The organism is Cyclobacterium lianum (assembly GCF_900143075.1).
Taxonomy (GTDB): domain Bacteria; phylum Bacteroidota; class Bacteroidia; order Cytophagales; family Cyclobacteriaceae; genus Cyclobacterium; species Cyclobacterium lianum.
Map to the genome: position 1 here is coordinate 225,613 of NZ_FRCY01000004.1, position 23,896 is coordinate 249,508.

The following is a 23,896-nucleotide window of genomic DNA, read 5'->3' on the forward strand; positions in this document are numbered from 1 at the left end:
TAAGCCCCTGCCCTATTTTTTTCTCTAGAACTTTGAAATTTTTTCAGGTCCTCCCCCAAATGTATATTTTGGGAAAGATGAAGTTCTGCTTTTTACCGCAATAATCATAAATGAAATTCAAATACCCATAGAAATTTTCAATTATTATTAATTTGGATTTAATCTAAATAGATTAATATTTGCATATCTATTTATATTCAATCTTAATAAATGAAACGCTATTACCTCATTCTCTTCTCACTCCTCGCCATGGCCTGTTCTACCGCATCTACGGAAAAGGAGACAAAGAACCAAACGATAATCACTGCCGGGGGAACCATTACGGAAATCGTTTATGAACTGGGTTTTGGAGCATCCATTATCGCCACAGACATCACTTCCACCTACCCTTCGGCTATGCAGGAATTGCCCTCCATAGGCTATCGAAACCAGATCAAAGCAGAAGGCATTCTGGCCCTGGGACCGGACATCCTTTTAATGGAATCTGGCTACCTTACAGCTGATGTGGTGGCACAATTGGAAGCTGCTGAATTGGAAATTCATGAATTTGAAAAACCCAAAGATCTCACCGGTACCTATAAGCTAATTGAAGCATTGGCTGAATTTTTGGAAGTACCGGAAAAAGGGAAAGCAATGGCCCCAAAATTAGACCGGGATATCCAGGAATTGGAAACTTACACCTCCAAACTAAAAAAGCAGCCAAAAATGGCTTTTGTCATGGCCCGGGGGCAGGAAAACGTTTTTGTAGCGGGTGAGGATACTTTTGCGGAATCTCTCCTTCAAATGGCAGCCATAACATCCGTTGGAAAAGGCTTCAAGGATTTTATCCCCCTGACCCCAGAAGCCCTGGTCTCCATGGATCCTGAATACCTGCTCTTTTTTGAATCAAGCCTCCAATCCCTGGGAGGCAAAGCAGGGGTAAGAAACATACGGGGCATAGAACAAACCAGAGCCGTTCAGCAGGATGGCATCCTGGCTTTTGATGGCCTCTATCTTTCAGGTTTCGGCCCCAGAGTAGGAAAGGCAGCCCTCGAGTTGGCCAAAAGTGTAAACCGCGAGGAACCATGATCCAAAACCTGTTCTATTCGAAAATGCAACACCAAAACCTGGTACTATCCATTTTGGGTTTGGGGATGGTGATGCTTGCTGTTTTTTCCCTATCTGTCGGGGCATTTTCGATTCCTTTCTCCAACGCCATTTCCATTCTATTGCAGCAGCTGGGAATAGTGTCGGGAAGTTTTACTGTTCAGGAAACCAATGTATTATTACAAATACGATTTCCCAGGGTTTTGCTGGCTATGTTGGTGGGGGGAGGACTTGGTATATCCGGAGCGGCCCTGCAAGGCCTTTTCAGAAATCCCCTGGTAGAACCCGGACTGATCGGGGTGAGCAGCGGAGGTGCCTTATTTGCTGTGATTTTTATTGTTTTTGGGGCCTCCTTTCCCTGGTTTACCGGTCTTTTTGGTAGCTTCAGTCTTCCATTATTTGCATTTGTTGGTGGCTTGATCAACGTCCTGTTGGTTTACAAAATGGCCAATTATGGAGGCAAAACAGATATTTCCCTGTTGATCCTTGCCGGGGTTGCCCTGACTGCCCTTTCAAGTGCCTTGATAGGTCTGGCCATATTCTATGCAGATGAAGCGGCCATAAGGAATTTTAGCTTCTGGAGCCTGGGAGATGTGGGAGGTGCCAATTGGAGTAAGGTTAAAATTGCATTTTTACTGATTTTAGCTCCGGCTTGTTGGATCATGCTTCAATACCGCAATCTCAATGCACTGGCGCTTGGGGAAAATGAGGCTTTCCACATGGGGGTGAATGTGCAAAAGGTAAAATACATTGTACTTTTTATGAGTGCTCTGGTGGTTGGCGTGGGCGTATCCATGACCGGTACCATTGGATTTGTGGGATTGACCGTCCCCCATCTAATCCGGCTTTCATTTGGTGCTGATCACCGGTTGGTTTTATCAGGCGCCTTTCTATTAGGTGCCTGCCTGCTTACCGGAGCCGACCTGTTGGCCAGAGCTTTGGTCATGCCGGCAGAAATGCCCATCGGAATCATTACGGCCATTATCGGATCGCCTTTTTTTATCTGGCTGATCATTAACGTGAAAAAAATAAGAACCTGATATGCTGGAAGCGAAAAACATTCATTTCTGTATCAATAATAAACCTATTGTAGACCAGGTCAGCATAAATCTGAAGCCTGGTGAGATAACCGTATTGCTCGGGCCCAATGGCGCAGGAAAGTCCACCCTCTTCCGCTTGCTGTCAGGAGAAATAAAATGTAAACTGGGAAGTGTCAGGTACAATGGCCGTTCAATAAACACACTGGCTGCGAGAGAACTTGCCCTATTGAGCAGCGGGTGTTTTTGGGCAAGTGGAAATACGGATTTGCCGTTACCACTGAAACCGCACGTGGCACCATGAGAAGCTTTCAGTTTTTTGATCAGGCGGGGGATGCAATTCTAAAAATCTACCTGCAGGAAAAGAGCAACCAGGATGCGTATGACAACATGGTAGACAGCTATCGGCAAAAGAAGAAAAGTGATCCAATACAGGTTCTTCCTTTTGAGCCTCAAACCTATGCCAGTGCGGTAGACAGGGAGGCTTTTGCAAAGGATTGGGAAAATATGAAAGACACCCATGATTTTTTTGGCATGCTCCGGAAATACAATGTGCACCGCCTGGATGCCATCAAATGGATAGGAGAAAAATGGGCCTACCCTGTAGACAGGTTATCCAGCCGAAAAATCCTCGAGGTAGCATCGGATGAAAAGATGCCAATCATGATTTTCGCCGGCAATAAGGGGAACATACAAATTCATCAGGGAAAAGTGCGTACCATCCGCCAATTGGGGGATTGGCTCAACGTAATGGATCCTGATTTTAACATGCATATGGATGAAACTTGTATTGCTGAGGCATGGGTGGTTCACAAAAACACCGATGATGGGCTGGTTTCCTCTTTGGAATTGTTCGGCAAGGATGGCGAAATGATTGCCCAGTTATTTGGACTGAGAAAGCCAGGACTTCCTCAAAATGAACGCTGGAAAAATCTGATAGACAGTTTATAAAAAATTTCCCGGTGGAGCCAGCACCGGGAAAAATTTTAGCCTTATGTATAGAATTAATCTTAATAAATATAAAATATTTGTCGGGCTATTCGGGTTGCTCATTATCCCCAACCTGGCTTTTCCCTCCGACCCAATCTTTATTCAGGATGCTGAGGGCAATCCCATCCCCCATGCCCTCGTGAAAATTGGAACTGAACAGGTGCTTACGGTCGGTAATGATGGCTCATTTGAGCTTCCTGATAACCTGCAACAGGACCAGCTGATCGAAATAATTGCCATGGGTTATGATACAAGGATATTCCAGGCCAGAGAACTCAGGCAGGTAAACAAGTTCAATTTGAAGGAAAAGATCGGGCAGATGGGGGAAGTGGTGGTAGCTGCCACCCGAACCGATCGCAGTGTAGAAGATTTGCCCATGCCGGTCACCATCATTACCCGAAAGAAAATCGCGGAAACAGGGGGCATGCGGCTTTCGGAGATACTCCGCGAACAAACAGGCCTGCAGGTAGTGGGAGATCATGGAACAGGTTTGCAAATGCAGGGACTTTCATCGGATTATATATTGATACTTCTGGATGGAGAACCCCTGATAGGCCGAACGGCTGGAACTTTTGACCTGGATAGGATTGCAGTTTCCAATATCGAACGGATCGAAGTCCTTCGGGGTCCCTCCAGTGCGATTTATGGAAGCGAAACCATGGCAGGAGCTATTAATATCATTACCAAAAAAAGTAAGGAAAGGTTTGCTGCCAGCCTGGAATCCAGGTACCGCTCGTTTAACACCCTTGACCTCAGTGGAGATATCGGCATGAACCAGAATGACTGGAACATTTATGCCTATTTCAACCGCTTTTCCACCGATGGATTTGATATAACTCCCGAGGTACCCGGAAAAACCCAAAGTCCATATGAAGCCAGTACTGCTCAATTTAAAATCGGTAAGAAAACCAAAAAGTGGGATTTTAAGCTTTATTCCCGGTTTTATAACGAGAATTCGGAAAATAGCATGCCGGTGGCTGGAGAAGGAAATCCAAGATTGGCTGACCTATAAGGGAAGAGTCTGGACCTGAACCTGAATCCTACCATTAGCTTTCGTCCCAACGATCAATGGCAGATGACGGTAAGGAGCATGAGTTCCCTGTTCCAGACCCATACCCTGACAATATTTCAAGAGGATGGATCAATTCTGGATGAGCAGGATTTCAAGCAGCATTACCACAGGACAGAATTCCAGACGGACCATCAATTGGATTCCAAACAACTCATCACCATTGGGCTAGGTCACCTGATGGAAACCGTGGAAGCCACCAGGTATGATGACAACAATCGATTTGATGCCGGATATGTCTTTTTTCAGCACCAATGGGATCCTTCAGAAAAGTGGAATCTGGTTACCGGAGTAAGGGCAGATTTGCACAGCCAATATGGTGAAAGAATCAGCCCCAAGATTTCAGGGATGTACAAGGTCAGTGAACGATTTAGCTGGCAACTTTCACTTGGTGCCGGTTTCAAAGCCCCGGATTTCAGGCAATTGTTGTTGAATTTCAACAATGCTTCTGCAGGCTATTATGTATTCGGTGCCAATCTGGTACAGGCAGGCATAGCAAGATTGCAATCCCAGGGATTGGTACAAGAAATGCTGCTCGACCCCAGTCGGTTTGGCCAGCTGGAAGCTGAAAATTCCAGGGCCATCAACACGGGTTTTAGGTGGAAAATATTCCGGGAGCTATTGTTTCAGTCTAATTTTTTCCATAATGACATCTCCAATCTGATTGAAACCGCTCCGGTAGCTCGCCTGAATTCCGGACAAAATGCCTTCTCCTATTTCAACATTGCCAGGGTCATCAGCAGAGGGGCCGAATTGGACTGGACCTTTCGGGTATCGGACAACCTGCAATTTTCCCTGGGCTACATGTACCTGGATACAAAGGATCTTGACGTATTGGAAAAAATCGATGCAGGAGAACTTTTCCGTCGGGATACCCAAAACCGCAGCCGACGGGTTCAAAGGAGCGATTACGGTGGTTTATTTAACAGGAGCCGGCATAGTGGCAATGTGAAAATCAATTACCAGGAGTCCGGTACTGGTGTAAATATGGTGCTTAGAGGCATCTACAAGGGTAAATTCGGATTTGGCGATGTGAATGGAAACCTGATACTTGACGACCCTTCCGAATATGCTCCCGGGCTTATCAGTTGGAACCTGAGTCTCAACAAAGACCTGAAAAACGGGATCATGGTCGAGGCGGGTGGATTTAACCTATTCAACCAGACCACCATTCATGCGCCCGACAATCCTGGCACCATCCTGTTTGCAGGCTTGAAATTACCTATTCATCAATTAATTAATCAAAATAAATAATTATTAAAATGATCAAATGGAATCAAATTTTGGCAGGTATTCTTTTGCTTGCAGTTAACGCAGGATGCGAAAGTAGCGAAGTAGAAAAACCGGAAATTGACGCTCAGGCAAAAACCGTGGAAAATCTTTATGCGCCCAATGATGTGATTGACAGGAGTACCGGAGAAATTACGGAGGAGCGACCTTTCCGCTATTTCAGCCTGGAAAATAACCAGGAAACAGACAATCGGGAAGGGAATTGGGACATTGCTTTTAAAGGAACCACTCTTATCGTCAATAGCGGGACAAGCGGTTCGGGTTCCGCACAAGGCACTGTGGTGACTGCAGCCTTTGATGAATTGAATGAGGTTCCTTCCTCAGTGGAATTCCATAGCGACGGCGCAGATGGCATGGCCATCCCAACAGGTTCCGGAAACGGTTGGTACAATTACAACCCGAGCAACCATGTCGTCAGTCCGATCCCGGGCCGGGTAATACTTATCAGGACCAATGCAGGCAATTATGCCAAAGTGGAAATCCTGTCCTATTACCAGGACAATCCTCCCCTTGCAGAAGTAGATCCTATGAGCACTCCAAGTCCCTATTACACATTTAGGTTTTTGGTTCAGCCAGATGGATCAATGAATTTCTGAAATAATAAAATCACCTCAAATCTATACCATGATAGATTTGAGGTATTCTTTTAAATTTAGTTATATTGGCAATCCAATCAATGTCATATACAGTTCTTTAGAAAAAAAAATGCCCATGTTTGACCAATCGGCTGCTCAATATCCAAGTATGAGGTATAGGATTCCTCAAGCAACTTTTTTAATGTTCCTGATTCTACTTTGTTATGGATGTGCCTTTTTTAATCCCTCTTTGGCCCAGGAGAGCAGCAACAGAATTATCGAAGATGGAGGCACCGGACAATACAGTGCTATCATGGAAAAGGACCCTACCCTTCCCACCCACACCATATTCAGACCTGAGGACCTGAGCCGGTTTGGGGATAGGGAGAAGTTGCCCATCATCACCTGGGGCAACGGTGCCTGTGCCAACTCACCCTGGGAACATGTGAATTTTTTGAGTGAAGTGGCATCCCATGGTTTTTTTGTAATAGCACTTGGACAGATGCCGGAAGAAGGTGAAAAGGGTTCCGGAAAGTCACAATCCGCTCAAATGTTAGCTGCCATCGATTGGGCCATCGCCGGCAATGAAAACAAAAATAGTCCATTCTTTGGGAAATTGGATACTTCTAAAATTGCAGTGAGCGGCATGTCCTGTGGGGGATTACAAGCACTGGAAGTCGCACCCGATCCACGGGTCACTACCCTCGTGGTATGCAACAGTGGTATTCTGCCAAATCCGGGTGCCGGGATGCCTGGCATGCCCAACATCAGCAAAGCACAGCTCAAAAAGCTACACACTCCTACCCTGTACCTGCTGGGTGGAGAAAAAGACATTGCTTATAACAATGGCATGGATGATTTCAACCGGCTGGACCATGTTCCTGTATTTGTTGGCAATATGGATGTAGGTCATGGAGGCACCTATGCCCAACCACACGGAGGTGAATTTGCCCGGGTTGCATTGGCCTGGTTCAACTGGCAATTGAAAGGAGACCAGACATCCGGAGAGATGTTCGGTGGCGAGCCTGCTGGACTTTCGCGTTCAGATAAATGGACGGTACAAAAGAAAAATATTCCTTGAAAATCAATCCAGAGGCTATATAAACCCAACCAATACATGAAGTCCCTAAATTCAGGTTACTTCTATGATTTACTTTTTTAAGTAGTGTATTCTCATTTGAAAAACCTTAAAAAGGGATTCTTATCCGCTAATGCAAATACATCTTCTTCCTATCCAAGGTGTTGAATGATTTTCAGTTTTTTGACAGAGACTAACCAGCCATGGGAGGACATCCCGGTATTGCCCAGATCCTCTACCAATCCGTCGATTTCCTGATGTTCTGCGACACTGTGCCTGGCATGGTCCTGTTTTCTGTCGTACTTCAGTATTAATAACTTTATTCGGCATCTGCATGAACTTGCAACTCCTTCCTGAGCCGGTCAAAAAGTTCTTTACGGCCTTCTGAATCCCCATTCATTTTGATCAGCAGATAGCAAAGGATTCATCGTTTTTGATGGTCCTGTTTGATTTCCGTAAATAAATCCTTTGTCGGTTATCGGTTAAATTAAAAATTCATTTTCCGTTCACTCGCCTTAATTATCATAAAGACCCCGAATCCCAGCAATCCGAGGGCGATAATCCCCATAACAAGTGTTCCAAATTCATTCTGGATAAATTGAAAAGCATCCTTCGTTCCTCCAGCCTTCGATGCGTCGAAGGTAACCGCAGCTCTTACCGTAAGGTAAGCGATTAAGCCAGCCACCAAGCCCCTGGATGTATATCCTACATGCCCGGAATAGATCATGAGCTGCTGTGCTTTCTGATCCATACCAGCCTGTTCCACTTCTTCTTTAAATTTCCCGGAATAGGCATTGAAAATTTGATAGACAGCTTTTCCAAAGAAAACAAGAGCGACTGCAGCCAGCAGCCAGCGACCGTATTCCTGGTCTAACAACTTCTGTATCATGGATTGTTTTCCGCCACTGTCACTGCCACTACCGATCAAAACCTGAACAGCAGTATAAATGATAAAGAGGTAAAAAATGCCACTTGAAAAAAACCCAATTCTGCGGGCAATACCTTTCGAATCCGAGCCTTCATCATCCGGATCGTTAAAGGTTTGATACATTCGCCAAAAAACATATCCGGCCAGGCCAAACACTACGAGCCAGAGCATTACCTGGCCAAAGGGTTGAGCAACTAAAAATTTCAAGGCGCCGTCACTACCGGTTGTTTTACCGCCGCTACCGAAGGCGGCCCAGGCCGTCAGACCACCAGTTAGCACATAGACTACTCCTTTTGTAGCTATCCCAAAGCGGGCAAACTTTTTTTTCTTCTCTTCACCTGGGTTTTGGTTTTGGGTTTCCATGGCTTGGTTTTTCGACTGTACTGTACCAATTTTTATGCCAAAGGAAATTATCCCTAAGTATGCATTGGGAATTGTATTCCAGACTGAAATTACCATGCCGTGAGTGGTAGCCCCACCTGTTACAGTAAACGCTGGGCCCTCTACTGTCGGAATTATATACCAGCGTATTACCCGAGGTCTCATCCAAACCTATTCCTGATTTTCCCAAATATTGATCTCCTGACTGCGGGTCCAGGTCTTCGGCGGAGTTTACGTTTTCACGCCACTCAACCTTACCTTCCTTGTCCTTTACCCAGTCATCCGGGGCAAGGCCGGTCGGGTCAACCATTCTTAGCGGATTATCGAAAACGAAATTATACGGAGACCATTGTGGCATTGCATCTGTAAGGGCATCAAATTCACATCACCTTCCTACGCCCGGATCATACTGCCTGAGTTCGGTCGTAAAGCTCCTGCCAGGGCCATTTACCTCATCATCGCCTTCCATACCATTGAACCCATATCGGTACGCCCCTGCACGATCTTTTCAGGTATTTCCCAACTCCCCCTTCACGACTTTTAAAGAACGTTTCGCCCCATTGGACAACCAAAAAGATAGTTTTTTTCAGTTGAAAAGTTTTAAATTGAAAAAAAAGAAGGTGCGTGCGGGCTTACTTTTTGTAAAAAATTCCTAAAAAGAAGAAACGAAAAAAAAGAAAGCCTCCAATCCGGCGGGTATGGGTAAAAAGCAAGGTGATTTATGCTGTTGAATAAAGGATGATGGATGTCTAACTCGCAGGTGTGGCTTTTTGCCGAATGAGAATGACGAACACCGCTAACCATTAAATTGTATTGCTAAATTTTCTATTCTAAGTGGCTATCACAAAGGAATGCAGTTGGATCTTGAGGTTTTCATACCAATCCATATGGGATCAGGTCTTGCTTTTCCAGACCCGGGGATCCCTGCTGGTATGTGTTATCGCCAAAACAACAATCAATCCCTCCGTTTCCTCTATTCTGTAATGTACCTGATAGGGAAACTTTTCCAACAAGATGCTTCTCACATCCCTATAGCTAACCTGAAAATGCAGTGGATACCTCCGGATATAATCAAGCCTTGATTTCAATGCCAGATAAAACCCCTTACCTAATCCCGGTTTTTCTTCATTGTACCATTCCATTATTTTCTTAATGTCAAAACGGGCCTCCGGAAGCAGCTTTATACTGTAGATCATAAATCCTTTTCAAGCTCTTTCATTACTTCATCCCAGTCCAACGCTTTGCCTGGATCCTTTTCATAGGAAGCTATACGCTCATCCAACAACGCCTTGTGGGCATCGCTTAACCCTGCCTCCTGAAGATGTTTGAGAGCCTGTAGCTGTTCCAGTATTTTCAGGTCCTGTAGCTCCGTGAGCCAGTGGATAAGGTCGACTTTGATAGTTTGGATATCCATTTTGATCAGTTTTTTTTGTTCTTTAAAGTTAACGGTTTTTTTGTTCAGTTAAGTTTCCCCTGTACGAAAAGATGGTATTTCCACACCGTCGTCCTGATCCCTGAGTGACGGCAGCTGCATTTCACTAGCACAGCAGATCGGTGCATCCCGTGAGATCATCGGGAAGTATGAGCGCGGGGATGCCGTCCCATTCATCGAGGCGGCAAAAAAAATTGCCGATGCCTTCGGCGTGTCGCTGGACTTCCTGGTCGGCGAGGGAGTGAACAGCTCCTTTGACAAAAAAACCCTCAAACGCCTGCAGGACATCTAAAAACTACTGCCCGAGGACAGGGAACACATCTTCGCACTGATGGGCGCATTCCTGTTCTAGTGCCAGGTTCAGAACTCACTCAGTGTATAAAACACAAAAGCCCGGTACTGCCGGGCTTTTGGAATAGCGAGAATAACTGAGACAGTTCCCATAGCTAATGCAGATGCGCCTTTATTAAATTCTTCTTGCTGTGATTGCCTCCAGTCGCTCCACCCGGGAATATTTCCTTGATTATTCCCAATAAACTCGTTCTTAAAACAAAACTGGCTTTCCGTATTTATCCCAGACCAATCTCCGTTATTAGTGGTTAAAACAGGATTATGAAGTGGTTCGATTACATAATTCCCATTTTTATCCATAAACACATTGAAAGAAACCATGTAGCCGGCCTCAAGGCCATCGATATCAATAGCCCATAAAGGAGTATGGGTCGCAAATTGATATGGAGTTAATGCTGCGTATTGGGACGCCATCGGATCCACACTCAAAAACTTCGCTATGGAGGGGTTATAGATCCTAAACCCGTAGTCGTAATGGCTCTGTCCGCCCCATTCGCCGGATGAATCCTCTTCCTTACCGTTAAAGCCATAACGGTATGCTTACCAATAAATACATTATTTCATCTTCCTGATAGGACTTCTTCAACTTTGTAAGAGGATCATTATTACTTTCAAATCATAGATACTTTTTCGCCTAATCTATTTTTCAAATTAGTTAGTAGGCCATTAAAATCTTCCGATTCCATTGAAGGTGACAAAACCGATCTGCTCCTTCCTTTTTTTGTATAAATATCTATAAATGGCATAGAAGCATAACCCGTATTAGATTTTCTGATGTCAACCTTTTCTATTTGTTCGAATTCATATCTTTTTTCCTTTTTATAAAAAATCCAATTTGGATATTTAATTACAAGATTAGAATCAACAATTTCAATAACAGGAATTTGCCACATTACGTATATCAAAGCAGGAACCATAACAGCAAAAAGTGCTAAATAGTGGGCAAAAGCTCCTACGACACCAGCGATTATCCAGGCAGGGTTAAGAAGATCTTTAAGAAAATAATTTTTAGTCGCCTTATTCTCATTCATCATTTGAAATTGAATCCTTAGTATTTTTCACACCGTCATAGAAACTTTTTGTATCACTTCCAATGCCAATAATATTATCGATTGGAGCAGTACCTGTGTAGGGTTTACTCATCAAACCGCTACCACCTCCAAGAATTCCCGCTAAACTAAAGGCACTCTTGATAACATTCCCCAATGTCCCTCCAAATTGATTTTGGATAACGGTATTTCCATCATTTGAAAAATTTCCGGTTAAATCGTCAATCCCATTCAGGAAGCTCATCCCTGCAAAAGCTTTTTGAAGCATTGTGGGTGCTTTTAAGATCCCGATTCCAGAAATAGGCAGGGAGACGGAGGTAATATAATTTGATACAGTACTGTTAAACTTCTGCCCCCTATAACTTTGGTTAAAGTTTAAAAGTAAATTTCCATAATTCAGGTCTGCCTTTGATGCCATGCGTTGAACACCATCCTCTTTCATCTTCAAGCTTGCAACCCCAGACTGCCATGTCCCGTCCCTATCATTATAATCAGTATAAATATTTGTGACCTTTCCTTCGTTGTCAACCTTGTTGTATTGTTCTAAATACTTTGTCCCCTCCCATTGACCCCCTCCTAGATTATCATAAGTATGGGTTAGTCGAAGTTTTGTTGATCCATCACCTGCTATGTTGTATTCAGTGATTATTGCCTTTTCAAGTCCTTCTAAATCAATACTTCTAATAACATCATTCTCAGCAAACGCGTACGGACTGTTCCATGGGAATTCGGATGCCAAAGGATCCACACTCAAAAACATCGCAATACTTGGATTATAGATCCTGAACCCATAGTCATAATGGCTCTGTCCGCCCCATTCTCCGGCTGAATCCTCTTCCTTGCCGTTAAAGCCATATCGGTACGTCCCTGCACAACAATTTTCTAAGCTTTTCCAATCTCCTCACAACCTTTTTCCGGGCCTGCCGGCAGGTAAACAAAGAACGTTTCGCCCCTTTGGACAACCATAAAGATAGTTTTTTCTTTTTCAGTTGAAAATTTTTTAGTTAAAAAAAAGGTTCGAATACCTTAAATGAAATTCCCTAAAAGGAAAATAAAAAAAGAAGGCATATGAGCTGATTGGTAACAGTCCCTTTTCTCTTCTTTAAGACATGTTGAGCCGTACCTGATAATGATAATTTATATTTTAAACTTGTTGGGATCTTTCCTATTAGGCCTAAAACTCACGATCTCTATGTGGTCTTCATTTATGCGGTAATAAATGCTCGTCTGTTTACTGAAAACGCATTTTCTTAAGCCATTTCTTTTATTGGATTCCCGGTACATCTTCGGCGATTCCGATATCCGATCTAATGTTTTTTCAATATTGACATATATTTCTTTTGCTTTCTGTTGTCCGAACTTCCGAACTACATATTCCAACAATTCTATTTCCTCATGCCTTGCACGAAGAGAATAGCGGATCGCCAATGCCAAACCTAAAAATTGAACCGGTTTTTGATTTCCTCACGGACCGATTCATGGGACACGTGTTGTCCTTTATCCAACTGCTCCAGACCCTCATCGATGGCTGCCCGGTCTTCCGCATTTAACCCTTCCCAAAAATCCATTTCGTCCTCAATATTCAAAAGTGATTTGATGGCGTTTAAAACACCCTCATCATTGGTATTGATGATTTCCGATATGATCCTGTATTTTACCGCAATATCCATTTGATGGTTTTTTTGATTATCCCATAAAGTTAACGATTTTTAAGTTTATTACATTCCCCATTATCTCAGCTAAGGTAGTTTCTGTTCTGCCGCCTTCGATAATTGGGACAAGGTACCAGGGGAATCAGCGTGGAAGAGCTCTACAAGGCTGTGCAGCTCTTCAACATGACTACTGACCAGATACTCGCATATGATGGGGACATCCCCTCCGAAGTCGTCATCGAGGATAAGACAGGCGTAGAACAGCTCAGGCTTATCCAGCAGCTCGAAGAAGAGGACAGGCAGACCATCTTCAAGCTGATCGACAAGATGCTAACCAACAAAAAATTCAAAGACTTCTTCCTGAAAAATGTGGCGGCACTGTAATTGAAATAGGTCTGAGTTTGCCAAAATTGTTGTATCCACTTCTATTAAAATGCACTAATTAATAGATATAAACCTCCAAGAATAGAGAATAACCCTGCAATAGTTAATTTTACATCCCCTATAGTGGCTCCTCCTTTTTTCTTAAATACTCCTTCCCGAATTTGAATAATTGAAATAATTATTGAAACAAACATAAGTGACAACCCAATAAGTATATTGAATATATCCATAGATCTTATTTATTTAATTGTCAGCACCGCCGGTATCCAACTCCCAAGCCCAGTCACTGAGGATTTCCCACCCCTTTATAATTCCTTGCCAAACATTATTTGCCTCTTTACTCAGGGTTTCTGCCTTTACAGCCTTATCTCCTCCTTTAAAAAGGTGATTAAACACAATCCCTTTGCCTACTTGATAACCAATTTCATTTGTGGTAAGACCTCCTGTCGAAGCATTGATCGCCCCTTCCATTAAATTGCCTACTCCAGAAACCCATCCACCTACCACTGTTATTTCAGGCTGCGCTGTGGCAATACCCGCAACCTCTATAGCTGTACCAAAATCCTGTACTACCTCTTCTCCTAACAAACCTCCTTGTTTAGAAGCTACTTTTACACTCGATGCTACTGCTGCTCCATCATTGATGGTTGAGACGGTCGACATAAGAGATGCTTGAGAATTACTGAGTTGGGATGAGTATCCTGAATTCAAGTTACCTGATTGCCCAGTTAACAATCTTTGGGATGGAGCTTTAATATTATTGGTAAACTGTGAAAAAATTAAACTTGCCTTTGTGTAATAATATGATCCAGGACATATGGGACATTTTCCATCAGGGTCTGTGTACTTGATAGGATTGTTCCATATCGCCGAATAAGGAGACCTTCCTATTTGATTGGAATGGCTTGCCAAAGGATCTACGCTAAGCCATCTCCCGATACGCGGATCATAAATCCTTGCCCCGAAGTCATAACTGTTTCCGGGTCCTTTTATCTCATCATCAGACTCCTTGCCATTGAACCCATAGCGGTACACCCCTGCACCACATTTTCCTAAATTTTTCCATTCGCCTCACAACCTTTATAAAGAACGTTTCACCCCATTGGACAACCATAAAGATAGTTTTTTTCTTTCAGTTGAAAAGTTTCAATTAAAAAAAATAAGGGGTGTGCGTAATACTATAATTGACATTTCTTAAAAGAAGGAAAAATGATTTGATAAAAGACACTGATCCATACTGTAGGGACCTATAGCAATGGGATTTTTTATCGATGTGGGCACACAAGGCGTGCTTAATCTGTAGACCGAAGGGGTATTCGGTAACCGTTTTCGACGAACTGACTTATTTTTTGATATGATAACGGACTCCCCGGCCCGCCCCCGTTTTCAACAGGATACCTTCGTTCACAAGATAGGCCAGGTCTTTCTTGATCGTGTTCCTGGAATAATTTCCCAGGCTGTTTTCCAGCTCGCTGATCTGGGCGGTCTCCTTTTCCCTCACATGGGCCACGATCTGTTGCTGCCTTTCGTTCAAAAATACTTTCAGCTTCCTGTAGGTTTCGTACTTGGCCTCAAGGCGAACGGTCAGTTCCACCAAACACTCCAGGAAGAACAAAACCCATCCGTGGATCCGTTCCCGGTCGCTGTAGCGGTTTTTCTGACCGTCCATCAGGGCCCTGTAGTAGGCCTCCTTCTTGCTTTCCACCACGTGTTCGAAGGAAAGGTACTGGACAAAACCATAATCCAGCTTTATCAGCAACAGGGTGGTCAGAAGCCTGGACAGACGACCGTTGCCGTCCTGGTACGGGTGGATGGATAAAAACTCGTAAACAAAGACGGACACAATAAGCAAGGGGTGCAGGTCCTGTTCCCTGAGGCGTTCATTTGTCCATAATAGCAGGGCTTCCATTTCACTGGCCGTCAGGTGCGGTTCCGTCGTCCTGAAAATGGTTCTTTGCGTCCCGTCCGGATAGTTGGCCACCACCTGATTGGACAGGTTCTTGTAACGCCCCTTATGGGTCTGATCCTTGTCGCTGTGCTTCAACAGAATACCATGCAGCTGGTGGATATAGCTTTGGGTCAGCGGGATTTCCCTGTGGTTTTCCAGAATAATCTCCAGGACTTCATAATAGCCCACCACCTCCTGCTCCTCCCGCTTATCCAGCTTGCTGATCTTTACGGACCTCAATAGCTTTTCCACTTCTTCATCCGTAAGCGTCGCCCCTTCTATCCGGGTGGACGAACCGGTGCTTTCAATGGTGGCAATCTTGCGCAGTTCTTTCAGGTAACCGCTTTTGGTCTGTTCCAGTACGTTCCACGAACCTTTGAACGTGTCAATCACGCCCAAAAGCCGGTTGATCTTCTGGTGTACCAGGCTTTCAAAGTCCAGTTTCCGGTTCATTTTTTTGGATATATCCATTTTGTATCCATTTTTACCCAATTACAAAAGTAGGGGCTTTTTCCTGTTTTCAGATCCTCATAAGATTTTATTTTCACCCAGGCGGGTGGTGCCTCTGTATCTGCTTATTCAGCTCTTCCAGCTGTGCCTGTTTGTATTTCTCCGTTGCCGAGGGATATTTATGTCCGGCAAACACCTGGACAATCCTCAGGTCGTGCCCCGCTCTCAGAAGATTGGTGATGACACTTTGCCTGATCGTCCGGCACTTGACCTTCCTGGGTGCTTAAAGCCCCTTAACTCTCCTTGTGACCTGCTTGATGATATCTTCCGCAATTACCGGGTGCTGACGGCTTCCGATCAACAGTGTTTCCCTTTCATTGCCCTTTAATAGTTTCGGCCTGACCTGGCTGAGGTACTCATGAAAAAGCATGATCTGTTCGGGCTTTAGCTGCAATTCCCTGCTCCAGGTCCTGCCAATCCCAGGATCATACTGTCTGAATTCAGTCGTGTAGCTGCTTCCATGTCCATTCACCTGGTCGCCGCCTTCAAGTCCGTTAAAGTCAAATCGGTAAGCTCCCGCAAAAAAATTTCCAAAGCTTTTCCAAGCTCCTCCCAACCTTTTTCCGGGCCTGCCGGCAGGTAAACAAAGAACGTTTTGCCCCTTTGGACAACCATAAAGATAGTTTTTTTCTCTCAGCTGAAAAGTTTTTCAATTGAAAAAAGAAGGTGCGTATACTTTAAATGAAGTTCTCTAAAAGTAAATAAAAGAATGCCCTCCAAACGGCGAAAGGCGGGTTTTAGGTGTCCACTTAACCTCGCTCTTTTTTGTTTGCGTGGTGAGATCATGCCAACTTATGTGCTGGAAACTGGTATAAGGGTAGCCTTGGGCGGTGGCTATTTATTCCTTTTCGGTTTCCTAGCTGGTTTCTGATAGTTGCTAAAAATATCCGTGACAATAATGATTTCACTATCAACCTTGTATATGATTTTGTAATGATATTCCAGCAAATATCGGTGCCCTTTGCCAAGAGATATCAGGTCATCTTCTACTCTTCCTCTATCCGGATATTTATTTAGGGTTTCTGCTCTGTCAATTATTTTATTTACGATCTCAGCAGCTTTTTCGGGATTGGCCTCTTCTGAATAATGATCGTAAATCTCTTTTAAGCATATTTTCGCCCACTCTGAAAACCTTACCTCCATGGACTACCAGTTCTTCATTTCCTCCCTGACCTGTTTTGAAGTTTTTACGCGGCCTTCTCCAATGTCCCTTTCAGACCTTTCTGCCCTGGATATTAGTTCCTCTTTTGTGATAATTGTGCCATCGGGTTTATATCCTACAGGTGAAGATATTTGGTCTGCTTTGATCAGCCCATGAATAAGTTTTAACACACGATCATCTGCGTGTTGAAGGTATTGGCTTATTTCTTCCCGTATCTTAACTGTGTCCATTGGTTTTTTCTTGTTGTTCCGTAAAGTTAACGATTCCACATTACAATTTGATTTGTTCCAGAGTATGATATTTCAGTATTGGCTTTTTTTGGGGATAAATGTCAAAGTTCTACCCGATGTATTTGGTGATGCGTTCGGCCGTCATCAGACTTTTATTCTGCCTACTATTTGTCCTTATAAAATATAAAAAGGCTTTTTAAACTAAAAAGCTTCTCAACTATGACCATTTCAGAGAAAATAAGGCTCACCAGGCAGCAGAAAAAACTGTCCCAGGGGGAACTCTCAACAATATCGGGGGTCAACCTTAAAAGCCTTTCAAGGTATGAGTTAGGCACAATCGTGCCCCCGGCCGACGTGCTCAAAAGCATCGCCGATGCACTTGAGGTATCAACCGACTACCTGGTGAATGAAAACAGGCAGGTACAGATAAAGGACAGGGAACTGTTCAAAAAGTTTGAGCTCATCCAGGAAATGGAGGGCGAGACCAAGAGCATGATCATGAACTTCCTCGACCTGGCGATCAGGGATTTTAAGGCAAAACAGGCATATGCGTCTTGACATGGGAGACCTTGTAGGTGTCCTGAAGGTATGCAAAATGTGATTGCTTTTGCATGGACGTCAGGGCTTTTTTGATAAAATGTCATTTATTTTATCATATTGAACTCCAGGCTTTGGTTGGATACTATCTTTTTTAAGCGACTGTTTTCCTGCTCAAGGCTTCTGAGACGACGGAGTTCCTGTACTTCCATCCCCTAGTATTTGTTCCGCCAGGAATAAAATGTATCGGAACTAATGCCTTGTTTCCTGTTTTGTCCAGTATCTGCTCACGGCTGACGGTTGGCTTCACTGCTGGGCTTACAGTTTTGTTCGAGTTATTTGATGGGTTGTTTTCTCCGCCTGAAAGTTCAACGGCCTTTTCGATTGCTTCCGCTTTGCTGCTGTTCTCTTTGTGCATGATAAAATTGATCACATCCATGCTCTTACCATGGGTCTTGCAGTTGCTGCTGAAGCAGTAGGCCGTGTGGGTTTTGGTATACACCTGCAGGGAAGGCGTCCGGTCATCGTGGAACGGACAGTTCAACCGGCCGTGTTTGTCGGGCTTCAATCTGTAGTGGGCCAGCACTTCGGCCAGCGTCAGGCGTGCTTTGATTTCCTGGATTTCCATTTGAAAAAAAGTTTTGCGATTTATTCAATCGTAAATGTATCAATAAATTCACTATATCGCAATTATAGTATTCGCAATACCGCAATATTTTGCTTAAAATCCACTGAATCGCTACTTTTGTACAACCTACTTAATTTCAAAAATATGAGTTTAGGAATAACCATCAGGAAAATCAGGGAGCAAAAAGGACTTTTGCAAAAGCAGGTCGCCGCCGATTTGGGTATTGGCCATACCAATTACAATAAGCTGGAAAACGGAAACCGGGAACCGTCCGTCAAGGAACTGCAGCTACTGGCCAGGCTTTTTGATATGACCGTAGATCAGGTCCTCAACTATGAAGGGGAGCTGCCCGGCGAAGTGACACTGGAGGATAAACCGGAGTTTGAGCGCATCAAACTCATCAACCAACTCGACGAGGACGACCGTAGCACCGTATTCAAAATCATCGACACCATGCTTACCAAAAAGAAGTTTAAGGACTTTTTTAATAAAAATGTGGCGGCACTATAACTTTTTTCAAAAAATTCAGCATTACTGCTTTTTTGCCAGATTGAGAACAATGAAAAAAACCTGATCACTCAAAGGCTACTGGTAATTCATGATTCTTGTAGATTTAGACTGCCTGCCATGATGAATATTTCAAACCCATCACCATCAAAAAGATAATTATAATTTGCTTTTTCGCTTTCTTCGATTGAATATTCAGCCCCTAATTCCGGTAAATGAAATATTTCCGCCACGCTAATAAATTCCCACTTTTCATCTGCCCGGTCCTTGTTGACTTTGTACCTTAAGACTTCATTAAAAACCAACTTAAAACTCCTTGATTTTCCAGCTTCTGAAATTCTTAAATCAAAAGTGATTGAATTCCTACTGAAATCAAAATCAATTGACTGGATTTCAGAACCATAAAGCCCATTCAAGATCTCTTGACTTACATTCATAGATTTTCGTTCGCCTTTATGATCTGCTGAATTTGCTCCGTTGGATCACTTGTAAATTCAATATGGGAAGCTCCCCTGTCGCTGTTAAAATTGCCTGACGCATCAATTGTCCCCTTATTACCTTTGCTTATCCGAAAGTACGGGCTTGTTCTCTCTCCTCCTTTATACATCATGCGAACTGAATATTTACCATACTTAACAACGCTACCATCACCAGTTGCCTTGTCAGCAACCCCACCTAATGATTTTGCGAGTTTATCAGCATAGTCACCTATTATAACATGTCCCGTGAGCTTACGTATTTGGGCTGCATTATAACCCGGCAAATTGGTTAGTCCTTTAGCTACCGCTTTGGAACCGTATTTTGAAGTAAGCTCACCTAAACCACCTCCTGCAAGGTCTCCAATGAAGCCTACAGTAAAATCCTGATAAAACTGTTCAGAGTCATAACCACCGGGATCATTTAAATAATTAGCAACAACATCACCCATGGATGTACCAGCTGCTCTACCCAATCTGCTGCCAGGTGTTTTCCAAGGTATTAAGCCCTCTAATCCTGACCGAGTAATCTGCCAGCCGTTGACAGCACCTGATGAAGCCCCCCAATCCCCAGCTGTCTCAGGATTAAAGTAGTAATTCATTGCTGTTTGGGCAGCAAAATCAGCGGCCGCATTTGCTCCCGCTTTAACTAATAAAGGACAAATGGGGCATCTTCCATCCGGATCATTGTACCCTATGGGGCTGTTCCAAAATACCGAATAAGGTGACATCCCAATTTGATTCGGGTGGTCTCCCAACGGATCCACACCCCACCACCTTCCTACGACGGGATCATACTGTCTGAATTCAGTTGTATAGCTCCTACCGGCGCCATTTATCTCGTTATCGGCTTCCATACCATTAAACCCATAACTGTACGTACTGTCCTGCACCGTACGACCATCCATGGCTAAACCGAACGGGTAGTAGTCTGTCGTATTGATGGCCGTGGTCCAAGTTGAATCTAGGTCCAAGTGGATATTGTCACTTACGACCGCAAGGACGTTTCCAAGGTGGTTTGTAAGTTCGTACTTTTTGCCACCAAGACTTCTATATCCTGTTTTGGAAGCGTAATTAACCAAACCAAGCCTGGAACTGCCGTAAATAGCTTGTTCCTTTAAAGCTTTGTTATTGTAGACTCCCATTACGTTTCCGCTCGCATCACGAACGTATATAGTCGTATCACTATCCGTGATCTTGGCAATCCGGTTGCCTGACGCATCATAACGAAAGCTAACCTCGGAATTGTCGTCTTTGACTACCTTTCCTACTTTTCCGTAGGGTGTCCATTGGATGTCGGCTATGCCTTCGGCATCATCAGAAATGCCACCCCGCTGCCTGGCTCCTTCGCTAAAACAGTCCACAGGACTGTTTTTTAACGCTCGGCCCTCAATCTGGTCGTAGGTATAGTTTTCTGTGGTTGATCCATCTACGTTTTTCAGCTTATTGCTCTCCTCGTAGTAACTGTATGTCAATTCATCCTGAGGAGACGTATTCCCACCCAGTCGTCGTAAAGATAAGGATTTTCGATAAATGGTGAGTCAAAATATTTATATTCCCTTTTTTCAATCCCGTTCTCGTTAGGCCTGCCCTGCAACCTGGCCCCTCCCTAAAAATGTCCACCGGACATTTTCTTAACGGTCGGTCCTCATTAGGATCATAGCTGTAATCGGTGTCATATTTGTCGTCGGGATTACTTCTGGTTAACCCGTTCTGGCCATAGGTACTCAGGCTTCTGGCCCGTACGATTCTGTGAAGCTGATCGTAGCCGTAGACCATGGCCTGCATGCGGTCGGACTCGCCCAGGCTGGGAAGGTCGGTGCTCATCCAGACACAGTAAAGGTAGTTTTTTAGAAGTACGTTTACCCAATCGAAATACCGTCTATAAATTAAATTTACATAAATCCTACCCTGCATCCCGGCCCCTCCCTAAAATGATCCAAAAGGATCATTTCTTAACGGTCGGTCCTCATTGTATAAGCCTTTTGCCTCGGTCGTACCCCGGTCTTCCTGGTACCTGGTCCATAGGTTGTCCCGGGTATCGGAGAGCGTGATGCCGCTGCCGATCGGCGTATAATCATCCTGGTAATAGCCCAGTGAAAAGGCCATGGCATCCCCTCCGGTACGCAGGCCGTTTTCCCCATCCCCTCCGGGATCGCCTATGTACGGGGTGTTCACCCCCTTCAGCCAGCCCTGTAGGGTATAGTAGTAATCCAGCCCCTGTACGTTGTATTCTCCCAGCTCTACCCGGGCCAGCGGGCCATGTGGATAATAGAAGTAGGTGGCATCTGTGCTCCAGACGAAGCCATCGGTGCTGCTCATTACTTCTTCTATGCGATTGTCGGCATCGTAGCGGTAACGGTGGATCAATTGGTCCTCATGACCGCCCTGGTAAATCACCGCATTTACTTTGCCACTGATCAGGTCGTAGATGTAGTCGGTGCGTTTGGTCCCTATCTCCGGCAGGTCCTGAAGTAAGGCCTTGACCAACCCTGCAGCCTGGCGCTTCGCTAAAACAGTCCACAGGACTGTTTCTTAACGCTCAGTCCTCATGTGCATCATAACTGTAGGCCGTGAAGATGGTGTCCGTCCGATCTTTCTCCACCATGGCCGTCCAGCTGACACGGGTACGCAGGTATTCCTGTTCGAATCCCGGATACTTTCCGGAAATTGGCTGGTCGTAGCTGGTCAGGGTAATGTCGTAGCAAGTGTACGTTTGATGGTCCGGAAAGCCGGGATCTTCGATATTTTCCAATAACTGGGAGCGACTTTCGGTAGATTCCATTTCGCCCGTTTCTACCACACGGCCCAGATGGTCATACCTGGTATAGCTGTAGGCATCCGCAGCGGACTGCACCGCATTCTGGGACAGCCGCAATTGTCCGGCCCGGTCGTACCAAAAATCGGATTCTCCCCCATCCGGGGATTCCTGAATCCTCAATTGGTTTCTGCTGTCATACCGGTAATAGCTGGGCAGGGTATGCGCAGGATTTACCTCAGTTCCCTGATTGATCACCCTGTCTACCTGGTCTGATGCCAGGGGATGAACTCCCTTGGGCGGTACGGTCTTTACCAGTTGACCCGATTGGTCGTAGTAGTAGAGGGTATAATGGTATTCCCTGGGCGTGTAGGTATAGGTAAAGGCCTCTGTTACATTTTCCATACAGCTAAGTTCCAGCGTCTGGTAATAGGTATCGAGCCATTGGTTTTCGAGCTTCTTCTTTGCCAGCGCCAGCAGGTCGGCTTTTTTAGCCAGGTCATCCGCCTCGCATTTTGCCAGGTAATTGGCATAGGAGTAGGCCAGGTAAAAGGGGCTATCGGTATTTTCTCCAAAGCCGTATTCCAGGCAGTAACTGCAATTGCCTCCGCCGGAACCTGAACCGTCTCCGATATGGAGGGTCTGAGGCCTGCTGCTAAGCTCAAGGGAAGGTTTCGTGGATCCCTAGAAACTAATTTCTATTGCATGAGAGGGTTAAATTATTATCCAGTCGGCAACTATTTCGTTAGATAGTTACCTATTGCCGGTGGAAGAAAATCCAAGGAAAAAACGTTAAGATATGCCGGTATGAAACACCAATAAAAATTTGTAGAACCTTTACATTATTTTAATATGCCATAATAGCAGTTAGAGTCAATTCAGTTTTAGTACTGTTTGGGTTCTTGTTTTACATGCCTTACCCGGAGGATTTTGATTTCGCTATCCGTATGCCGATAAGCTACCCGGTAGGATTATTTTTCAAAAAGCCCTGTAGTTCCCTGGGTTGTCCTTTTTAAACCTGTCCAAGGGATATTTTTCCGGGTGATCCGGCAATTGCCGGGTCATTAAAAAAATGGTTTCTTTCACCTTCTCCGCATTCACAGGTGAGCTTTCTTTAATTTTTTCGAAGGCTTTTTGAAAAGAAATAACGGCACTTTTGGACCAGGAAACTTTAGGCGGATGTTCAGGAAGATTTTCTATAGGATCATCCGCTACCATTTTTTAGCCATTTTCTCTACTTCCTCCTGGCTGTATAAGGCTCCTCTGTCCATCTCGGCTTCAGCTTCATCCAATTCCCTGTTGTATTGCTCAATACTGGCTGGGCTTTCCGAGAACTTGAGCATAGAGGTTTCTATTTCAGTGAGTTCCTCTTCATTCAAATGCATCACCTTCTCTATTATCGCATATTTTCTGGCGGCAATTGTTTTCATCCTTATCAATATTTAAGTCTTTTCAAATATAACGATTTTAAAGGAATTTAGATTTTTCTGACTATTCCCGTTAATGGTATTCTACCCCATTTTTCAATCCAACCCTTGGACTTTCCATGGCGTCAATAAGTCTGTCGATTTCACTGGCCTTCGACCCCAATTTTGCCTGATTGAATATTGCTTTGACATTTCTAAGCTGATCGATCCTTTTCGGTGAAAGATTTGCTCCATATCTGATTTCGCTTACCTTTTTGGTGATATCCTTTTTGATGTTATCCGGAGAAGCTGTCAGGGTTTCTCCCATTGAAGGAATCTGCACCCCATTCTACACCCCTGGCAAAAACAAAAAAACCTAACTACCTGAAATAAAGATAGTTAGGTTTTTTATATGTAGAGAGTGGGGGATTC

Annotated in this window: 34 protein-coding genes and 2 pseudogenes; 12 read left to right on the plus strand and 24 right to left on the minus strand. The window is 44.3% G+C overall.

Annotated features, from left to right (window positions below; all coding sequences use genetic code 11):
* Positions 1-210 precede the first annotated feature (210 nt).
* The 8 genes from BUB19_RS07840 (at position 211) to BUB19_RS07870 (ending at position 7,128) form a co-directional block, all read left to right on the plus strand.
* Complete coding sequence (locus BUB19_RS07840) at positions 211-1,068, plus strand: heme/hemin ABC transporter substrate-binding protein (RefSeq protein ID WP_073093975.1); 858 nt, start codon at positions 211-213, stop codon at positions 1,066-1,068.
* Complete coding sequence (locus BUB19_RS07845; protein WP_073093976.1) at positions 1,065-2,126, plus strand: FecCD family ABC transporter permease; 1,062 nt, start codon at positions 1,065-1,067, stop codon at positions 2,124-2,126. Before BUB19_RS07840 ends, BUB19_RS07845 begins: the two co-directional genes overlap by 4 nt.
* A 1-nt stretch (position 2,127) precedes the next feature.
* Positions 2,128-2,427, plus strand: coding sequence for an ATP-binding cassette domain-containing protein (locus BUB19_RS07850; protein ID WP_073093977.1), 300 nt, complete (start codon positions 2,128-2,130; stop codon positions 2,425-2,427).
* Positions 2,364-3,074, plus strand: coding sequence for a ChuX/HutX family heme-like substrate-binding protein (locus BUB19_RS07855; protein WP_073093978.1), 711 nt, complete (start codon positions 2,364-2,366; stop codon positions 3,072-3,074). Before BUB19_RS07850 ends, BUB19_RS07855 begins: the two co-directional genes overlap by 64 nt.
* A 43-nt stretch (positions 3,075-3,117) precedes the next feature.
* Positions 3,118-4,125 carry a TonB-dependent receptor gene (locus BUB19_RS24490; RefSeq protein ID WP_245802802.1) on the plus strand — a complete coding sequence of 336 codons (1,008 nt, stop codon included), beginning with the start codon at positions 3,118-3,120 and terminating at the stop codon, positions 4,123-4,125.
* Positions 4,126-4,158: 33 nt separating this feature from the next.
* Positions 4,159-5,436 carry a TonB-dependent receptor plug domain-containing protein gene (locus tag BUB19_RS24495; protein ID WP_262485835.1) on the plus strand — a complete coding sequence of 426 codons (1,278 nt, stop codon included), beginning with the start codon at positions 4,159-4,161 and terminating at the stop codon, positions 5,434-5,436.
* A gap of 8 nt (positions 5,437-5,444) precedes the next feature.
* On the plus strand, positions 5,445-6,068 hold the full coding sequence (locus BUB19_RS07865) for an HmuY family protein (protein WP_073093979.1): 624 nt from the start codon (positions 5,445-5,447) through the stop codon (positions 6,066-6,068).
* 181 nt (positions 6,069-6,249) lie between these two features.
* Positions 6,250-7,128, plus strand: coding sequence for a poly(ethylene terephthalate) hydrolase family protein (locus BUB19_RS07870; RefSeq protein ID WP_143155956.1), 879 nt, complete (start codon positions 6,250-6,252; stop codon positions 7,126-7,128).
* Between the two features lie 484 nt (positions 7,129-7,612).
* Here the strand turns inward: BUB19_RS07870 and BUB19_RS07875 are convergent, their stop codons facing one another.
* From BUB19_RS07875 to BUB19_RS07890, 4 genes are all read right to left on the minus strand, one after another.
* Positions 7,613-8,416: a DUF1206 domain-containing protein gene (locus tag BUB19_RS07875; RefSeq protein ID WP_073093980.1), complete on the minus strand. Its 804-nt coding sequence runs from the start codon at positions 8,414-8,416 to the stop codon at positions 7,613-7,615.
* Positions 8,388-8,744, minus strand: coding sequence for a hypothetical protein (locus BUB19_RS07880; protein WP_073093981.1), 357 nt, complete (start codon positions 8,742-8,744; stop codon positions 8,388-8,390). Before BUB19_RS07880 ends, BUB19_RS07875 begins: the two co-directional genes overlap by 29 nt.
* A 583-nt stretch (positions 8,745-9,327) precedes the next feature.
* Positions 9,328-9,630 (minus strand): type II toxin-antitoxin system RelE/ParE family toxin, encoded by a 303-nt coding sequence (locus BUB19_RS07885; RefSeq protein ID WP_073093982.1) that lies wholly within the window; start codon positions 9,628-9,630, stop codon positions 9,328-9,330.
* Entirely contained in the window at positions 9,627-9,848 is a 222-nt protein-coding gene (locus BUB19_RS07890; RefSeq protein ID WP_073093983.1) for an addiction module protein, read from the minus strand. The genes BUB19_RS07885 and BUB19_RS07890 overlap by 4 nt, the downstream gene beginning before the upstream one ends.
* A gap of 136 nt (positions 9,849-9,984) precedes the next feature.
* Here BUB19_RS07890 and BUB19_RS07895 point away from each other — a divergent pair, with 136 nt between their 5' ends.
* The gene (locus BUB19_RS07895) at positions 9,985-10,158 is read left to right on the plus strand and encodes a helix-turn-helix domain-containing protein (protein WP_262485836.1); all 174 of its coding nucleotides are present in this window, start codon (positions 9,985-9,987) and stop codon (positions 10,156-10,158) included.
* Positions 10,159-10,226: 68 nt separating this feature from the next.
* On the opposite strand, the pseudogene BUB19_RS07900 reads toward BUB19_RS07895, so the two are convergent.
* From BUB19_RS07900 to BUB19_RS07920, 5 genes and pseudogenes are all read right to left on the minus strand, one after another.
* Positions 10,227-10,739, minus strand: a pseudogene (locus BUB19_RS07900) (RHS repeat-associated core domain-containing protein); the annotation flags it as partial.
* Positions 10,740-10,828: 89 nt separating this feature from the next.
* Positions 10,829-11,251 (minus strand): hypothetical protein, encoded by a 423-nt coding sequence (locus tag BUB19_RS07905; RefSeq protein WP_073093985.1) that lies wholly within the window; start codon positions 11,249-11,251, stop codon positions 10,829-10,831.
* Positions 11,241-12,116: pseudogene (locus BUB19_RS07910) on the minus strand (RHS repeat-associated core domain-containing protein); the annotation flags it as partial. The pseudogene BUB19_RS07910 and the gene BUB19_RS07905, both read right to left, overlap by 11 nt.
* Positions 12,117-12,403: 287 nt before the next feature.
* Positions 12,404-12,700 carry a type II toxin-antitoxin system RelE/ParE family toxin gene (locus tag BUB19_RS24745; RefSeq protein WP_073093987.1) on the minus strand — a complete coding sequence of 99 codons (297 nt, stop codon included), beginning with the start codon at positions 12,698-12,700 and terminating at the stop codon, positions 12,404-12,406.
* Positions 12,701-12,702: 2 nt separating this feature from the next.
* Complete coding sequence (locus tag BUB19_RS07920; RefSeq protein ID WP_073093988.1) at positions 12,703-12,936, minus strand: hypothetical protein; 234 nt, start codon at positions 12,934-12,936, stop codon at positions 12,703-12,705.
* Between the two features lie 165 nt (positions 12,937-13,101).
* Here BUB19_RS07920 and BUB19_RS07925 point away from each other — a divergent pair, with 165 nt between their 5' ends.
* Positions 13,102-13,302, plus strand: a complete 201-nt coding sequence (locus BUB19_RS07925; protein ID WP_073094233.1) for a transcriptional regulator — start codon at positions 13,102-13,104, stop codon at positions 13,300-13,302.
* Between the two features lie 243 nt (positions 13,303-13,545).
* Here BUB19_RS07925 and BUB19_RS07935 read toward each other — a convergent pair whose 3' ends face one another.
* The 6 genes from BUB19_RS07935 to BUB19_RS07960 all read right to left on the minus strand — a co-directional run bounded on the left by BUB19_RS07935 (position 13,546) and on the right by BUB19_RS07960 (position 17,191).
* Positions 13,546-14,337, minus strand: a complete 792-nt coding sequence (locus BUB19_RS07935; RefSeq protein ID WP_073093990.1) for an RHS repeat-associated core domain-containing protein — start codon at positions 14,335-14,337, stop codon at positions 13,546-13,548.
* A 307-nt stretch (positions 14,338-14,644) separates the two neighbouring features.
* Positions 14,645-15,721, minus strand: coding sequence for a Fic family protein (locus tag BUB19_RS07940; RefSeq protein ID WP_143155957.1), 1,077 nt, complete (start codon positions 15,719-15,721; stop codon positions 14,645-14,647).
* 73 nt (positions 15,722-15,794) lie between these two features.
* A complete protein-coding gene (locus BUB19_RS24750) occupies positions 15,795-15,956 on the minus strand; it encodes a site-specific integrase (RefSeq protein ID WP_084097110.1) in 162 nt (53 codons plus the stop codon).
* A gap of 27 nt (positions 15,957-15,983) precedes the next feature.
* Complete coding sequence (locus tag BUB19_RS07950) at positions 15,984-16,316, minus strand: hypothetical protein (RefSeq protein WP_073093991.1); 333 nt, start codon at positions 16,314-16,316, stop codon at positions 15,984-15,986.
* A gap of 278 nt (positions 16,317-16,594) precedes the next feature.
* Positions 16,595-16,903, minus strand: coding sequence for a type II toxin-antitoxin system RelE/ParE family toxin (locus BUB19_RS07955; protein WP_073093992.1), 309 nt, complete (start codon positions 16,901-16,903; stop codon positions 16,595-16,597).
* A 3-nt stretch (positions 16,904-16,906) separates the two neighbouring features.
* Positions 16,907-17,191, minus strand: a complete 285-nt coding sequence (locus BUB19_RS07960; RefSeq protein ID WP_143155958.1) for a hypothetical protein — start codon at positions 17,189-17,191, stop codon at positions 16,907-16,909.
* Between the two features lie 180 nt (positions 17,192-17,371).
* On the opposite strand from BUB19_RS07960, the gene BUB19_RS07965 reads away from it, so the two are divergent.
* A complete protein-coding gene (locus tag BUB19_RS07965; RefSeq protein ID WP_073093994.1) occupies positions 17,372-17,710 on the plus strand; it encodes a helix-turn-helix domain-containing protein in 339 nt (112 codons plus the stop codon).
* Between the two features lie 133 nt (positions 17,711-17,843).
* On the opposite strand, the gene BUB19_RS24755 is transcribed toward BUB19_RS07965, so the two are convergent.
* On the minus strand, positions 17,844-18,317 hold the full coding sequence (locus tag BUB19_RS24755) for a CHC2 zinc finger domain-containing protein (RefSeq protein ID WP_073093995.1): 474 nt from the start codon (positions 18,315-18,317) through the stop codon (positions 17,844-17,846).
* A gap of 144 nt (positions 18,318-18,461) precedes the next feature.
* On the opposite strand from BUB19_RS24755, the gene BUB19_RS07975 reads away from it, so the two are divergent.
* The gene (locus tag BUB19_RS07975) at positions 18,462-18,827 is read left to right on the plus strand and encodes a helix-turn-helix domain-containing protein (protein WP_073093996.1); all 366 of its coding nucleotides are present in this window, start codon (positions 18,462-18,464) and stop codon (positions 18,825-18,827) included.
* 86 nt (positions 18,828-18,913) lie between these two features.
* Here BUB19_RS07975 and BUB19_RS07980 read toward each other — a convergent pair whose 3' ends face one another.
* From BUB19_RS07980 to BUB19_RS08020, 8 genes are all read right to left on the minus strand, one after another.
* A complete protein-coding gene (locus BUB19_RS07980) occupies positions 18,914-19,261 on the minus strand; it encodes a YxiG family protein (protein WP_073093997.1) in 348 nt (115 codons plus the stop codon).
* Complete coding sequence (locus BUB19_RS07985) at positions 19,258-20,775, minus strand: RHS repeat domain-containing protein (RefSeq protein ID WP_073093998.1); 1,518 nt, start codon at positions 20,773-20,775, stop codon at positions 19,258-19,260. The genes BUB19_RS07980 and BUB19_RS07985 overlap by 4 nt, the downstream gene beginning before the upstream one ends.
* 1 nt (position 20,776) lies before the next feature.
* Complete coding sequence (locus BUB19_RS07990; protein WP_143155959.1) at positions 20,777-21,127, minus strand: hypothetical protein; 351 nt, start codon at positions 21,125-21,127, stop codon at positions 20,777-20,779.
* Positions 21,128-21,229: 102 nt separating this feature from the next.
* Positions 21,230-21,790: a hypothetical protein gene (locus BUB19_RS07995; protein WP_073094000.1), complete on the minus strand. Its 561-nt coding sequence runs from the start codon at positions 21,788-21,790 to the stop codon at positions 21,230-21,232.
* A gap of 52 nt (positions 21,791-21,842) precedes the next feature.
* Positions 21,843-22,463: a hypothetical protein gene (locus BUB19_RS08000; RefSeq protein WP_073094001.1), complete on the minus strand. Its 621-nt coding sequence runs from the start codon at positions 22,461-22,463 to the stop codon at positions 21,843-21,845.
* Between the two features lie 573 nt (positions 22,464-23,036).
* Positions 23,037-23,276, minus strand: a complete 240-nt coding sequence (locus BUB19_RS08010; protein ID WP_218588548.1) for a type II toxin-antitoxin system RelE/ParE family toxin — start codon at positions 23,274-23,276, stop codon at positions 23,037-23,039.
* Positions 23,270-23,488, minus strand: coding sequence for a hypothetical protein (locus tag BUB19_RS08015; protein WP_073094003.1), 219 nt, complete (start codon positions 23,486-23,488; stop codon positions 23,270-23,272). Before BUB19_RS08015 ends, BUB19_RS08010 begins: the two co-directional genes overlap by 7 nt.
* Positions 23,489-23,558: 70 nt before the next feature.
* Entirely contained in the window at positions 23,559-23,792 is a 234-nt protein-coding gene (locus BUB19_RS08020; RefSeq protein ID WP_178371458.1) for a hypothetical protein, read from the minus strand.
* Positions 23,793-23,896: the final 104 nt, after the last annotated feature.